Genomic DNA, 13,513 nt, shown 5'->3' with positions numbered 1-13,513 from the left:
CCGATGCGCGACTGGCGCTGGATGCTGCTGGTGCTGGCCCTGTTGCTGGGCTGGCTGCAGTACCGCTTCTGGTTTGGTCCGGGCAATTCGGGTGAAGTGATGATGCTCGAAGCCCAGGTCGCCAACCAGGAGCGGGACAATGAGGGCCTGCAGCAGCGCAATGATGCGCTCGCTGCGGAAGTGAAGGACCTCAAGGAAGGCCAGTCCGCCATCGAGGAACGCGCGCGCAGCGAGCTGGGCATGATCAAGCCCGGCGAGAAGTTCTATCGCGTGGTCGAGGATGTGCCGGTGCACCCGGCGCAGCCTGCGGCAGGTGTCAGTGCGCAGGTTGGCGACCACCCGGCGGACGTGCCATGAGTGCGGCGATCTGGGTCGTGGTTCCGGCTGCTGGCCGTGGCACCCGCTTTGGCGCGCCGTTGCCCAAGCAGTACCTGCAGGCGGGCGGGCAGATCCTGCTCGCCCATACCCTGGACGCCCTGCTGGCGCATCCGGCCGTAGCCGGGGCAATGGTAGTGATCGGCCCGGACGACGCCGACTGGCCCGGCTGGAACGAGTGGGCGGGCAAGCCGGTGCTCACCTGCATCGGTGGCGCGACCCGTGCCGCTTCGGTGCTGGCTGGCCTGCAGGCGCTGCCGGAGACGGTGCGCGCTGATGAATTCGTGCTGGTCCACGATGCCGCGCGGCCGAACCTGTCCCTGGTCGATCTCGGCCGCCTGCTTGAAGTCGGTCGTGCCGATCCGGTCGGGGCGATCCTGGCCGCACCGGTACGCGACACCCTCAAGCGTGCGGGCGACGACGGTGGCATCGATGGCACCGAGCCGCGCGAGCGGCTGTGGCGCGCACTGACACCACAACTGTTCCGCCGCCACCAGCTCAGCCGCGCGCTGTCCGAAGCCGCCGCCGCCGGTGTTGAAGTCACCGATGAGGCCATGGCCATGGAGCGCCAGGGCCAGCGCCCGCTGCTGGTGGAAGGCAGCGAGGACAACTTCAAGGTCACCACCCCGGCCGATCTGGACCGGTTTGAATTCGTACTTTCCCGCCGCGCCGGCTGACCGTCCGCGCGGCCCTGCAGCAAGGGTTGCATCCATGAGCACCGCACCGTTCCCGCCCGTCCGCATCGGCCAGGGCTACGACGTCCATGCCTTCGGTGAAGGCGACCACATCATGCTTGGCGGCGTGAACGTGCCGCACAGCTGCGGCGTGCTTGCACACAGCGACGGCGACGTGATCCTGCACGCCCTGTGCGATGCCATGCTCGGCGCACTGGCGCTGGGCGATATCGGCCAGCATTTCCCGCCCAGTGACGACCGCTGGAAGGGGGCCGACAGCAGCGAGTTCGTGCGCCACTGCGACAGCCTGCTGCGTGAGCGCGGCTGGCGCGTCGGCAACACTGACATCACCGTGATCTGCGAGCGTCCGAAGGTCGGCCCGCATGCGCTTGCGATGCGTGAGCGCATCGGTGGGTTGCTGCAGCTGCCGCTGGACGCGGTCAGCGTCAAGGCCACCACCTCGGAGAAGCTGGGCTTCACCGGCCGTGGTGAAGGCATCGCCGCGCAGGCGGTCGTGTTGCTGGTGGCGGCATGATCCCGCTGCCGTTGGCGTTTGGTGCGCCGTTGTTGACGGCGCGCATCCGCACCACGCCGGACGATTTCCAGGTGGATGAACTGCCGGCGTTCGAGGCGAGCGGTGAAGGCGAGCATCTGCTGCTGCACATCCGCAAGCGCGGCGCCAACACCGTGCATGTGGCCAAGGTACTGGCAAAATGGGCGGGCCTGCCGGAAATGGCGGTGAGTTACGCCGGCATGAAAGACCGGCACGCGGTCACCACCCAGCGTTTCAGCGTGCACCTGCCCAAGCGCATTGCGCCGGACCTGGCCGAGTTGGCCAGTGACGAAATCGAAGTCATCGAGGCAACCTGGCACAACCGCAAGCTGCAGCGCGGCGCACTGGCCGGCAACCGCTTCAAGCTGGTGCTGCGCGAGGTGCAGGGGGATGCCGCCGCGATCAGCGAGCGCCTGCAGCAGATTGCCGCGCGCGGCCTGCCGAACTGGTTTGGTGAACAGCGTTTCGGCCGCGACGGTGGCAACGTGCCGGCTGCACTGGCGATGTTCGGTGGCCGCCGCATGCGCAAGGACCAGCGTTCGCTGCTGCTCTCTGCAGCCCGTTCGGCGCTGTTCAACCGCGTGCTGGCCGCGCGCGTGGAGCAGGGCAGCTGGGACCAGCCGCTCGATGGCGAAGTCTGGATGCTCGATGGCAGTCGCAGCGTGTTCGGCCCCGAGCCGTACACGGATGTGCTGGCCGAGCGGCTGGCGCGTTTCGACATCCATCCCAGCGCGCCGTTGTGGGGCGAAGGCGAGCTGCGCAGCACCGACGCTGCGCGTGAGCTGGAGCTGGCCGCGCTGGACGACGACGAGTCGAAGGCACTGCGGGCCGGCCTGGAAGATGCGCGCCTGAAGCAGGAGCGCCGCGCGTTGCGTCTGCGTCCGGCGCTGCTGCAGCACCAGTGGCTGGCCGACGACGTGCTGGAACTGTCGTTCGCGTTGCCGCCAGGCTGCTACGCCACCGCCGTGCTGCACGAACTCGGCCCCGTCGAAGACGCCTCGCAGGCCTGACAGAAAAAAGGGGACGGAGGGAATTAAGTCGTTTGTGGCACAAACGACTTAATTCCCTCCGTCCCCTTTTCAACGCCGCGCCAGCAGCACCAGTACCGCGCCGGTGCCGCCTTGTCCGGTCGGTGCCGAATGGAATGCCAGCACGTCGTTGCGCAGCCGCAGCAGGCGATCGACCAGGTTCTTCAGCACCGGTGCGCCGCCATCGGACTGCAGTCCCTTGCCGTGGATGATGCGCACGCAGCCGTACTCGTGTGCATGCGCTTCCAGCAGGAACTGGCGTAGCAGGGCTTCGGCCTGTGCGGCGGTGGCGCCGTGCAGATCCAGTTCGTCCTGCACCGAGTACTGGCCGCGCTTGAGGCGCTGGAACAGGCGTGGTGGCAGGTTGTCGCGGCGATAGCTGGCCACGTCGCCGGCTTCCAGTGGCGCACTGTCGCGCAGCAGCCGGGCGAACTCGCCGGCGGCTTCGGCCTCGTCACGTTCGGCCATGCGCGCACGCGGTTTCGGCCGGGGCGCGGCAGGTGCCGGCTCGGCATCCTTGCGCAGCGGCTTCACTTCGCCGATGGCCGCACGGAACAAGGCGGCCGGATCTTCGTCATCAGGGTGCGACATGCGCACAGGGTAAACCGCCGGCGCAGGTCTGCCTATGACGGTTCGATGTCGGCCGTGACCGCTGACAGGGTAGGACCGGCGGCCCGCATGCGGCACAATAGACGATGCCCTTGCAGGGTCGACCGCTTCCGCAGGGGAGCGCGACGGTCCCGCCCACACTGCACGGTGATGGAATCGAATTCTTGGAAAATCAAGCGGTTAAATCGAAGATGCGAATCCTGGTCAGCAATGACGATGGTGTCGACGCCGCAGGCATCCGGATGCTTGCCGCGGTCCTGCGCGAGGCCGGTCACGAAGTCACGGTGGTTGCGCCCGACCGCGATCGCTCCGGCGCCAGCAACTCGCTGACCCTGGACCTGCCGATCCGGCTCAAGCGCATCGACCATTACACCGTTTCGGTGGCCGGTACACCCACCGACTGCGTGCACCTGGCGCTGACCGGCCTGCTTGAATTCGAGCCTGACATTGTCGTGTCCGGCATCAACAACGCCGCCAATCTCGGCGACGACGTGATCTATTCCGGCACCGTCTCGGCGGCGATGGAAGGTCGCTTCCTCGGCCTGCCGGCGGTGGCGGTCTCGCTGGTCAGCCGCAACCACGATCCGAAGCACTTCGAGACCGCCGCGCGTGCTGCGGTGGAGATTGTCGCCCGGCTCAAGGCCGATCCGCTGCCGGCCGACACCATCCTCAACGTCAACGTGCCGGACCTGCCGTGGAGCGAGGTGAAGGGCTTCGAGGTCACCCGCCTCGGCAACCGCCATCGTGCCGAAGGCTGCATCGCGCAGAAGGATCCGCGCGGCAACGAGGTGTACTGGATCGGCCCTGCCGGCCGTGAGCAGGATTCCGGTCCAGGTACCGATTTCCACGCGGTGCGCACCGGCCACATCTCGATCACCCCGATCCAGGTCGACCTCACCCGCTACCAGGCGCTGGAGAAGGTCGCCAGCTGGGTCGGCGGCCTCAGCGCCGCGCTGGACCAGCCGGCATGAGCCCACGCCTGCGATTGCAGCCGGAAGCCGTCGGTATCGGCATGACCTCGCAGCGCGTGCGTGACCGCCTGGTCGACCGCCTGCGCGAAGCCGGCATCGTCGACGAGCCGACCTTGAACGCGATCCGGGTGGTGCCGCGCCATCTGTTCATCGATGAAGCCCTGGCCTCGCGTGCCTATGAAGACACCGCGCTGCCGATCGGCCATGGCCAGACCATCTCGCAGCCCTGGGTGGTTGCGCGGATGACCGAGGCAGTGCTCCAGGTCGCGCCGAAGCGGGTGCTGGAAGTCGGTACCGGTTCCGGCTACCAGGCCGCCATCCTTGGCGCGTTGGGCCTGGAGGTCTACACCGTGGAGCGCATTGGTGATCTGCTGCGCCAGGCCCGCAAGCGCTTCCGTGCGCTGGGCATGAACATCCGCACCAAGCACGACGACGGCCGCGTCGGCTGGGCCGAGCACGGCCCGTTCGATGCCATCGTGGTCACTGCGGCGGCGCCGGCACTGGTCGACGCCCTGATCGAGCAGCTGGCCGAAGGCGGCCGCCTGGTGGCGCCGGTCGGTGGCCCTGGGGCGCAGTCGCTGGTACAGCTGGACCGCAAGGCCGACGGCAGCATCGAACAGCACGTGCTGGCGCCGGTCACGTTCGTGCCGCTGCTGTCTGGCATGCTCGACTAATCCACGGAGCAGGGTTGCATGAAGATTTTCGGGCCGCTGTACGAGCGGGCGATGAAGTGGGCGGCGCACGAACGCGCGCCGACCTACCTGACGGTGTTGAGCTTCTTCGAGGCGATCATCTTCCCGGTGATGCCGGAGGTGATGCTGGCGCCGATGTGCGTGGCCCAGCCCAAGCGCGGCTGGTGGTTTGCCACCCTCAGCCTGGCCGGCTCGATGGTCGGTGCGCTGGTCGGCTACGCGCTGGGTCACTACGCTTTCGAGGCGATCAAGCCGCTGTTTGAAGTGCTGGGCATGCTGCCGGCGATCGAGCAGGGCATCACCACCGTGCAGGCGAAGATGGCCGAATCGCCGTGGGCGGTGTTCACCTTCCTGGTGCTGGGCGGCTTCATGCCCATCCCGATGAAGGTCTTCACGTGGGCATCGGGTATCGTCGGCGTACCGATGCCGCAGTACCTGTTGAGCATGCTGATCGGTCGCGGCAAGCGCGTGTTCGTGCTGGCTGCGGTCATCCGTATCGGTGGTGCGCGTGCTGAAGCGGCACTGCGTCGCTGGATTGAACCGCTGGGCTGGATCGCCACCGCGTTGGTGGTGGTGCTGATCGCCTGGCTTGTATGGAGGTCGAAGTTCGCATGAGTCCTGATCGTCTGAGCAAGGGAGTGCGCATCGGCGCGCTGGCGTTGCTGGTTTCCACCCTGGCCGCCTGCGGCACCGCCAGTGTGGTTCGTCCTGGTGGTGGCAGCACCGGTGGTGGTGTGACCACGCCGAAGACCTCGGTGCCCAAGCCCGGGCAGACCGTGGTGGTGCGCAAGGGCGACACCATCTATGCGCTGGCCCGCATCCATGACATCACCCCGGCCGACCTGATTGCCTGGAACAGCCTGGACAACCCCTCGACCATCCATCCGGGGCAGGTGATCCGGCTGTATCCGGCCGGTGCCAGCGGCGGCCGCGCGCCGACCACGGTGGTCACCGCGCCGCGCCCGGGTGGCAGCAGCGCCGGCAGCACGGCGCCAACTCCGGCGCCGGCCGGTCCGGTGAAGAGCAACATCGCCTGGCGCTGGCCGGCCGATGGCGCGATCGTCGGCCGCTACGTTGCCGGCGATGCGACCAAGCAGGGCGTGGACATCGCCGGTACCAGCGGCCAGCCGGTCAAGGCCACCGCCAACGGTGTGGTGGTGTACTCCGGCGCCGGCCTGGTCGGCTACGGCGAGCTGATCATCATCAAGCACAGCGACCAGTGGCTGTCGGCCTATGGCCACAACCGCAAGCGCCTGGTGAATGAGGGGCAGAGCGTGAAGGCCGGTGAGCAGATCGCCGAGATGGGCCGCACCGGTGCGAACCGCGACATGGTCCACTTCGAGATCCGCTACAACGGCAAGCCGATCGACCCGCAGCAATACCTGCCGGCGCGCTGATCGTCGATTCATAATCCGGGCGGATCCCCGGCCCGGCGCAGCGCGCCGGGCGTTTGCCGACGGTGCGGCCCATGGGCCGCAAACACCGCCGGCTCACCCGCTACAACGGCAAGCCGGTCGACCCGCAGCAATACCTGCCGGCGCGCTGATCGTCGATTCATAATCCGGGCGGATCCCCGGCCTGGCGCAGCGCGCCGGGCGTTCGCCGACGGTGCGGCCCATGGGCCGCAAACACCGCCGGCTCACCCGCTACAACGGCAAGCCGGTCGACCCGCAGCAATACCTGCCGGCGCGCTGAGGCAGTGGGATCAGGTGGCGCCGGGCAATGCTCGGCGTTCCCGACCTGTAGCGTCGAGCCATGCTCCACTCGCTGTACGCTGCCGCCGTGGGTGGCCGTTTGCGACCTTGAGTGGCACATCTCAAGCTTCCCGACAAGCCAGGGAAGCGGCATGCTTCAACGGAACCAGCCTCCCGATCCGGTGCCGCATGTCTCGCCCAACAGCCCTTTTCGCGCTGCTCATCGTCGCGCCGTTGGCGACCGCCGCCAGCGATCCACGTGACGTGGTCACCCGCCTCTACGACGCCATCCAGGCGCCGCAGTCGAACGAAACGGCGATTGCTCCGCTGCTGGGTGATGCCCTCCGCTCAGCCATCGATGCGCAGCGTGCATATGAACAGGCCTGCACCGCACTGGCCGCGCCCGACGAGAAGCCGCACATGCTCGACCAGAGCCCGTATCTGTTGGCGTCGGACCGGCCGGAGACGATAACGGTGGGAGCGCCCGGATCGAGCGGTGACGCCACCTGGGTCCATGTCGACATGGCCGTGGGCGACTATCGCTGGACCGACCGGGTCCTGCTGCAGCGGCAGGGCCCGGACTGGAAGGTCATGGATATCCGCTGGGGGCAGGGTGGCAACCTGATCGGTCGGCTGCAGGCGTTCTCCGCGTTCCGCTGCACACCTTCGGGCAGCTAGTGCCCGGGCGCACCCGGCGGCTCGAACTCAGCCTTCCAGGATGAAGGCGGCCGCGACCTTGCGGCCTTCGCCGGCCAGAATGTTGAAGGTGCGCGCGGCGGCCGGATTGTTCATCACCTCCAGGCCGATGCCACGCGACAGACAGGCGGCCATCACCACCGCGGGCGGGAATACCTGACGGTCTCCCGTGCCGAGCACGATCAGCGCCGGATTCAGCGCCAGGATCGGCTCCAGGTCCGCCAACTGCAGCGCGGCGGCACTTGCCACCGGCCAGTGCGTGACCAGTTGGTCCGGGGTGAGGAAGAAACTGCCGCCCAGCACCCGGTCATTCACCTTGGCCGAGCGGCCATCTGCGGCACGCAGGCTGTAGGCGTAATCCGGCGGTTCGTGGTTCAGCTGCATGACGGTAGGACGATCAGCCGCGCGGCAGCACGATCTGGCGCTGTTCCTTGCTCGGGCGGTACAGCACCGCGACGTGGCCGATGCGCTGCACCAGCGCGCTTTCGGTGGCTTCGACGATCTCGCCGATCATCGCGTCACGGGCGTCGCGATCCTCTGCGGCGACCTTCACCTTGACCAGTTCGTGGCGCTCCAGCACTTCGTTCAGCTCAGCGATGAAGGCTGGGGTCACACCCTTGCCGCCGGTCTGCAGCAGGGCCTTCAGGTCGTGGGCTTGGCCGCGCAGGAAACGGGTCTGGGAGGCGGTCAGGGCGATGGACATGCAGGAAAACACGGTTGAATGGGACGATCAGGGTATCATGAGGACCCCATCAGCCCCTATTTTCAATGGCTACCCGCAGCAAAAGCAGCCAGCGCTGGCTCAAGGAACACTTCTCCGACCCCTTCGTGAAGAAGGCGCAGGCTGAGGGCATGCGCTCGCGCGCCGCCTACAAGCTCGAGGAGCTGCTCGAACGTGACCGCCTGCTGAAGCCGCACATGGTGGTGGTCGACCTTGGCGCGGCCCCCGGCGGCTGGTCTCAGCAGGTTCGGAGACAGATCGGGGACACCGGTCGTGTGCTGGCGCTGGACATCCTGGACATGCCGCCGCTGGCCGGCGTGGAGTTCCTTCATGGTGACTTCAGGGAAGAAGCCGTCCTATCGCAGTTTGAAGCCATGCTCGGGGATCAGCCGGTAGACCTTGTGCTGTCGGACATGGCCCCCAATAAGAGTGGTGTAGGCGCGGTCGACCAGCCGCGGATGATGCACCTGGCGGAGCTGGCCCTGGATTTTGCCGACAACCACCTGAAGACCGGTGGGGCGTTCCTGATCAAGCTGTTCCAGGGTGAGGGCTTTGACGACTACGTGCGCGACATGCGCCGCCGTTACGACAAGGTCTCCATCCGCAAGCCGGAGGCGTCGCGCAAGCGCTCTCCCGAGGTGTATGCCTTGGGTCAGGGAAAACGCGCCCACATGAAGTAAGCTCGCAACGTACGCAAGTTCGACCCCCACGCAACGCCAGCACTGAGAGGAACACCGGAGCCAATGAGGATGAACGACTTGACCAAGAACCTCCTGCTATGGGTGGTCGTCGCCGTCGTGCTGATGGTGGTCTTCCAGAGCTTCTCGCCGAAGTCCTCCGGGGCCGGCGCGCAGGGCGCGTCGTACTCGCAGTTCCTGGACCAGGTGGACAGCGGCAACGTGCAGAAGGTCGCCTTCGGCGGCGACATGCGCGGCGGCACCAGCCAGCTGACCTACACCACCCGCGGTGGGCAGTCGTCCACCATCACCGCGCCGTTCGATCGTGACCTGATCAACGTGCTGCGCACCAAGAACGTGGAGATCGTGCAGGAGGAGCCGTCCAGCGGCATTTCCCTGGGCGCGATCCTGATGAATTTCCTGCCGGTCATCCTGATCATTGGCTTCTGGTTGTTCATCATGCGCCAGATGCAGGGCGGCGGCGGCGGTGCCAAGGGCGCGATGTCCTTCGGCAAGTCGCGCGCCAAGCTGCAGGGCGAGGACCAGATCAAGGTCACCTTCGCCGACGTCGCCGGCTGCGACGAGGCCAAGGAAGAAGTGGGTGAGCTGGTCGACTTCCTGCGCGACCCGTCCAAGTTCACCAAGCTGGGCGGCAAGATTCCGCGCGGCGTGCTGATGGTGGGCCCGCCGGGCACCGGCAAGACGCTGCTGGCCAAGGCCATTGCCGGCGAAGCCAAGGTGCCGTTCTTCTCGATCTCCGGTTCGGACTTCGTGGAAATGTTCGTCGGCGTGGGTGCCAGCCGCGTGCGTGACATGTTCGAGCAGGCCAAGAAGCACGCCCCGTGCATCATCTTCATCGACGAAATCGACGCCGTCGGTCGCCACCGTGGCGCCGGCCTGGGCGGTGGTCATGACGAGCGCGAGCAGACCCTGAACCAGCTGCTGGTCGAGATGGATGGTTTTGAAGGCGGCGAAGGCGTGATCGTGATCGCGGCGACCAACCGTCCGGACGTGCTGGATCCGGCGCTGCTGCGTCCGGGCCGTTTCGATCGCCAGGTGGTGGTCGGCCTGCCGGACGTGAAGGGCCGCGAGCACATCCTGAAGGTCCACATGCGCAAGCTGCCGCTGGCCGACGATGTCGAGCCGATGGTGATCGCACGTGGTACCCCGGGCTTCTCCGGCGCCGACCTGGCCAACCTCTGCAACGAGGCGGCCCTGTTCGCCGCGCGCGGCAACGAGAAGGAAGTCCGCATGGACCACTTCGACCGTGCCCGCGACAAGATCCTGATGGGTGCCGAGCGCCGCTCGATGGCCATGAGCGAGGACGAGAAGACCCTGACCGCGTACCACGAAGCGGGTCACGCCATCGTCGGCCGCCTGGTGCCCGAGCACGATCCGGTCTACAAGGTCACCATCATTCCGCGCGGCCGTGCGCTGGGCGTGACGATGTACCTGCCGGAAGGCGACAAGTACTCGATGAACCGCGTGGCGATCCAGTCGCAGCTGTGCTCCCTGTACGGCGGCCGTGTCGCCGAAGAGCTCATCTTCGGCGAGGACAAGGTCACCACCGGCGCCTCCAACGACATCGAGCGCGCAACCAAGATGGCCCGCAACATGGTCACCAAGTGGGGCCTGTCGGAGCAGCTCGGCCCGATCGCGTATGGCGAAGAGGACGACGAGGTGTTCCTGGGGCGTTCGGTCACCCAGCACAAGAGCGTGTCCAACGACACGGCGCGCCGGATCGACGAGGAAGTGCGCAACATCCTCGACAAGGCCTATGCCCGCACCACCCAGCTGTTGACCGAGAACATCGACAAGCTGCATGCGATGTCGCAGTTGCTGCTGCAGTACGAGACCATCGACGCACCGCAGATCGACGCCATCATGGAAGGCCGCGATCCGCCGCCGCCGGCGGGCTGGAGCAAGTCGAACAAGGACGGTGGCAACGACAAGGGCGGCGACGCCCGCCCGCTGCCGCCGATCGCAGGCCCGGCCGAATCGCATTGACGGCCCGCTGCACGTAACACCAGACGAGGCCGGGGAAACCCGGCCTTGTCGTTTCCGGGCCTTCGGCCCCTTCCGAACCGAACTGATGCTGGAGCCTGCATGTCCGCCCCGAAGCCTGAACCGATTTCCCACACCGCCGAAATGATCATCGCCACCGTGGTCGGCGTGGGCGTAGGGCTGGGCGCCGACAACCTGCTGCTGGGCTGCGTGGTGGGTATCGGTGTCGGCATCGTGCTGAGCATCGCCAGAACCCTGTACGTGGACCGCAAGCGCCGCCGCCGTTGAGGGGTGTCGGCAGGGCTGCGCCCTGCACCCGTGGTAGTGCCGGCCGCTGGCCGGCAACCTCAGCAGCAACAGCAGAAGCGGGCATTCCTTAGGGGGGCGGGGCGGTGTGGTTTGGCAGGACACGCCGTAAACCCGTCCATGGGGGCTCGATGGCGCCATCCATGGCGCCAACGGTCCTGCCAACCCACACCGCCCCACCTCTGACAGATTCCTGCTGCTGTTGGTAGTTGTCGACCTTGGTCGACACGGTAGATCCACGCCATGCGTGGATGAATCTCTGTCAGATCGAAATCAATATGGGGTCAGATCCGTTTTCCGTAGGAAAACGGATCTGACCCCACGCCATTCCGACAGATCGCGAGAAACTGTCGAAGGCGGGGTGGGTCCGGTTGCGGGAGTGTCCGCGGCATGGATGCCGCGGCCAAGCCCCCATGGGTGAGGGCGCTTTGCTTGCGAAGCACTGCTTCGCAAGCGCCCGAACGCACAGCCGCCAGCGGCTGGGCCGGCCTGGGGGTTTACCGCGTCTTCCGTAACCGGACCCACCCCGCCATCCCTCAGTACACCTGCTGTTGCTTCGGCTGTTGCTGTAGCCCGGGCCTCTGCGGGTGCAGGGCGCCGCCCTGCCGAACTAAACTACCCGCCGTCGTCCCTGCAGGATTGCCCATGTTCGATACCTCGCCCCAGCTCGATTGCGCCGGCCGCATCCTGCGCCTCGACCGTGCCCGGGTCATGGGCATCGTCAACGTCACCCCGGACTCCTTCTCCGATGGCGGCGCGCATGACACCACCGAGGCTGCGGTCGCCCATGGCCTGAAGCTGGTCGAGGAGGGCGCCGACCTGCTCGATATCGGCGGCGAATCGACCCGCCCGGGCGCTGCGCCGGTATCGGTCGAGGAGGAGCTGCGCCGGGTGATTCCGGTGATCGAGCAGCTGGCCGCACGCACCCGGGTGCCGATCAGCATCGACACCTTCAAACCGGAGGTGATGCGCGCGGCGGTGGCCGCTGGCGCCGGCATGATCAACGACATCTTCGGCCTGCGTCAGGAGGGGGCGCTGGACGCCGCCGCTGAAACCGGCGTGCCGGTGGTACTGATGCACATGCAGGGCGAGCCGGGCCACATGCAGGCCGATCCGCACTACGACGACGTGGTCGCCGAGGTGCATGGTTTCCTGGTGCAGCGCCTGTTCGCTGCCGAGATGGCGGGCATTGCGAAGAAGAACCTGCTGATCGACCTTGGTTTTGGCTTCGGCAAGAGCACCGCCCACAACATGACCCTGCTGGCGCGTTCGGAGCGCTTCCTGGAACTGGGGGTGCCGGTGCTGGCCGGCCTGTCACGCAAGCGCAGCCTGGGAGAACTCACTGGCCGCGACACGCCCTCCGAACGCGTGGCGGCTTCGGTGGCCGCGCACCTGATCGCGGTCCAGCGTGGCGCGCGCATCGTGCGCGTGCATGACGTGGCGGCCACCGTCGATGCGCTGAAGATCTGGCAGGCAGTGGAGGCCGTGCCGACGCCGCGTGCCGACGCTGCGCCGACGATCCGCTGGCCGGACGAAGACTGATGGGCGTCGATCGGCGGCCGCTGGCGATCGCCGTGATGGGGCCGACCGCCAGTGGCAAGACCGCCACCGCAATCGCTTTGGCACAGCAACTGGACGGCGAAATCGTCAGCGTCGATTCGGCGCTGGTATACCGCCACCTGGACATCGGCTCGGCCAAGCCTGATGCGGCCGAGCGGGCGCAGGCGCCGCACCATCTGCTGGACCTGCGCGATCCGTGGCAGACCTACTCGGCGGCCGAGTTCGCCGCCGATGCCGGCCGGGTCGTGGCCGACATCGTGGCACGCGGCAAAACGCCGATCCTGGCAGGTGGCACGGGGCTGTACTTCCGGGCCCTGCTGCAGGGCCTGTCGCCGATGCCGGAGGCCGACCCGGTGATGCGCGAAGCACTCACCACCGAGGCGGCCGAGCGGGGCTGGGCGGCATTGCACGCAGAGCTGGCCGAGGTCGATCCGGCCGCCGCCGCACGCATCCATGCCACCGACCCGCAACGCATCCAGCGGGCACTGGAGGTCTATCGCCTGACCGGCACGCCCATCACTGAATGGCAGCGCCGTCCGGGCGTGGCGCCGCTGCCGGTGCGCACCCTCAAGCTGATCCTGGCCCCGCGTGACCGCGCGGTACTGCACCAGCGCATCGAGGCGCGCTTCGACACCATGCTGGCGCAGGGCTTCCTGGACGAAGTGCGGGCACTGCGCGCGATGCCGGAAATGGCCGCCGTGGAGGCCCCGTTGGACCTGCCGGCGGTGCGTGCGGTCGGCTATCGCCAGGCCTGGGAGTACCTGGACGGGGAGGGTGATGCCGCCCGTTTCCGTGACAAGGCGATCTTCGCCACCCGCCAGCTGGCCAAGCGCCAGCTGACGTGGCTGCGCGGCGAGCTTGATGCGCGCTGGTTCGACCCCCATATCGACCAGGAGCGCCTTGCCGGCGCGGTGTCGGCCTTCGTCGCACGCTGAACTCCCGCCAGCCGTGTA

General features: G+C 67.4%; 17 protein-coding genes. 14 read left to right on the top strand and 3 right to left on the bottom strand.

The window, feature by feature from the left end; genetic code table 11:
- Nucleotides 1-3 precede the first annotated feature (3 nt).
- Genes ftsB through truD form a run of 4 tightly spaced genes read left to right on the top strand, consistent with a single transcriptional unit; the run spans nucleotide 4 to nucleotide 2,612 of the window.
- Nucleotides 4-357: a cell division protein FtsB gene (gene ftsB, locus AC5QAB_RS14540; RefSeq protein WP_197562015.1), complete on the top strand. Its 354-nt coding sequence runs from the start codon at nucleotides 4-6 to the stop codon at nucleotides 355-357.
- Complete coding sequence (ispD, locus tag AC5QAB_RS14535; RefSeq protein WP_049405812.1) at nucleotides 354-1,052, top strand: 2-C-methyl-D-erythritol 4-phosphate cytidylyltransferase; 699 nt, start codon at nucleotides 354-356, stop codon at nucleotides 1,050-1,052. Before ftsB ends, ispD begins: the two co-directional genes overlap by 4 nt.
- A 34-nt stretch (nucleotides 1,053-1,086) precedes the next feature.
- On the top strand, nucleotides 1,087-1,584 hold the full coding sequence (gene ispF / locus AC5QAB_RS14530) for a 2-C-methyl-D-erythritol 2,4-cyclodiphosphate synthase (RefSeq protein ID WP_014646702.1): 498 nt from the start codon (nucleotides 1,087-1,089) through the stop codon (nucleotides 1,582-1,584).
- Nucleotides 1,581-2,612 carry a tRNA pseudouridine(13) synthase TruD gene (gene truD / locus AC5QAB_RS14525; protein ID WP_049405814.1) on the top strand — a complete coding sequence of 344 codons (1,032 nt, stop codon included), beginning with the start codon at nucleotides 1,581-1,583 and terminating at the stop codon, nucleotides 2,610-2,612. The genes ispF and truD overlap by 4 nt, the downstream gene beginning before the upstream one ends.
- A 69-nt stretch (nucleotides 2,613-2,681) precedes the next feature.
- On the opposite strand, the gene AC5QAB_RS14520 is transcribed toward truD, so the two are convergent.
- Nucleotides 2,682-3,221, bottom strand: a complete 540-nt coding sequence (locus tag AC5QAB_RS14520; RefSeq protein WP_032959185.1) for a Smr/MutS family protein — start codon at nucleotides 3,219-3,221, stop codon at nucleotides 2,682-2,684.
- Between the two features lie 209 nt (nucleotides 3,222-3,430).
- On the opposite strand from AC5QAB_RS14520, the gene surE reads away from it, so the two are divergent.
- The 5 genes from surE (at nucleotide 3,431) to AC5QAB_RS14495 (ending at nucleotide 7,274) form a co-directional block, all read left to right on the top strand.
- Nucleotides 3,431-4,210, top strand: a complete 780-nt coding sequence (gene surE / locus AC5QAB_RS14515) for a 5'/3'-nucleotidase SurE (RefSeq protein WP_032959183.1) — start codon at nucleotides 3,431-3,433, stop codon at nucleotides 4,208-4,210.
- Complete coding sequence (locus AC5QAB_RS14510) at nucleotides 4,207-4,884, top strand: protein-L-isoaspartate(D-aspartate) O-methyltransferase (protein ID WP_010485977.1); 678 nt, start codon at nucleotides 4,207-4,209, stop codon at nucleotides 4,882-4,884. The genes surE and AC5QAB_RS14510 overlap by 4 nt, the downstream gene beginning before the upstream one ends.
- Before the next feature lie 18 nt (nucleotides 4,885-4,902).
- Nucleotides 4,903-5,517 carry a YqaA family protein gene (locus AC5QAB_RS14505; RefSeq protein WP_014646707.1) on the top strand — a complete coding sequence of 205 codons (615 nt, stop codon included), beginning with the start codon at nucleotides 4,903-4,905 and terminating at the stop codon, nucleotides 5,515-5,517.
- Nucleotides 5,514-6,299: a peptidoglycan DD-metalloendopeptidase family protein gene (locus tag AC5QAB_RS14500; RefSeq protein WP_495233467.1), complete on the top strand. Its 786-nt coding sequence runs from the start codon at nucleotides 5,514-5,516 to the stop codon at nucleotides 6,297-6,299. Before AC5QAB_RS14505 ends, AC5QAB_RS14500 begins: the two co-directional genes overlap by 4 nt.
- A gap of 486 nt (nucleotides 6,300-6,785) precedes the next feature.
- Nucleotides 6,786-7,274: a hypothetical protein gene (locus tag AC5QAB_RS14495; RefSeq protein WP_197562106.1), complete on the top strand. Its 489-nt coding sequence runs from the start codon at nucleotides 6,786-6,788 to the stop codon at nucleotides 7,272-7,274.
- A gap of 27 nt (nucleotides 7,275-7,301) precedes the next feature.
- On the opposite strand, the gene AC5QAB_RS14490 is transcribed toward AC5QAB_RS14495, so the two are convergent.
- Nucleotides 7,302-7,676, bottom strand: coding sequence for an Mth938-like domain-containing protein (locus AC5QAB_RS14490; RefSeq protein ID WP_053495070.1), 375 nt, complete (start codon nucleotides 7,674-7,676; stop codon nucleotides 7,302-7,304).
- 13 nt (nucleotides 7,677-7,689) lie between these two features.
- Nucleotides 7,690-7,995 carry a ribosome assembly RNA-binding protein YhbY gene (gene yhbY, locus AC5QAB_RS14485; RefSeq protein ID WP_014646711.1) on the bottom strand — a complete coding sequence of 102 codons (306 nt, stop codon included), beginning with the start codon at nucleotides 7,993-7,995 and terminating at the stop codon, nucleotides 7,690-7,692.
- 65 nt (nucleotides 7,996-8,060) lie between these two features.
- Here yhbY and rlmE point away from each other — a divergent pair, with 65 nt between their 5' ends.
- The 5 genes from rlmE (at nucleotide 8,061) to miaA (ending at nucleotide 13,495) form a co-directional block, all read left to right on the top strand.
- On the top strand, nucleotides 8,061-8,693 hold the full coding sequence (rlmE, locus tag AC5QAB_RS14480) for a 23S rRNA (uridine(2552)-2'-O)-methyltransferase RlmE (protein WP_005409014.1): 633 nt from the start codon (nucleotides 8,061-8,063) through the stop codon (nucleotides 8,691-8,693).
- 69 nt (nucleotides 8,694-8,762) lie between these two features.
- Nucleotides 8,763-10,697, top strand: coding sequence for an ATP-dependent zinc metalloprotease FtsH (gene ftsH, locus AC5QAB_RS14475; RefSeq protein ID WP_005409015.1), 1,935 nt, complete (start codon nucleotides 8,763-8,765; stop codon nucleotides 10,695-10,697).
- A gap of 99 nt (nucleotides 10,698-10,796) precedes the next feature.
- Entirely contained in the window at nucleotides 10,797-10,982 is a 186-nt protein-coding gene (locus tag AC5QAB_RS14470) for a hypothetical protein (protein ID WP_014646713.1), read from the top strand.
- A 663-nt stretch (nucleotides 10,983-11,645) separates the two neighbouring features.
- A complete protein-coding gene (gene folP, locus AC5QAB_RS14465) occupies nucleotides 11,646-12,542 on the top strand; it encodes a dihydropteroate synthase (RefSeq protein WP_197621514.1) in 897 nt (298 codons plus the stop codon).
- Nucleotides 12,542-13,495 (top strand): tRNA (adenosine(37)-N6)-dimethylallyltransferase MiaA, encoded by a 954-nt coding sequence (miaA, locus tag AC5QAB_RS14460; protein ID WP_053495072.1) that lies wholly within the window; start codon nucleotides 12,542-12,544, stop codon nucleotides 13,493-13,495. Before folP ends, miaA begins: the two co-directional genes overlap by 1 nt.
- The last annotated feature ends 18 nt before the right edge of the window (nucleotides 13,496-13,513 follow it).

The organism is Stenotrophomonas sp. YJH_SMC_127, from assembly GCF_059372445.1.
This window is presented reverse-complemented; position numbering and strand designations above follow the sequence as displayed.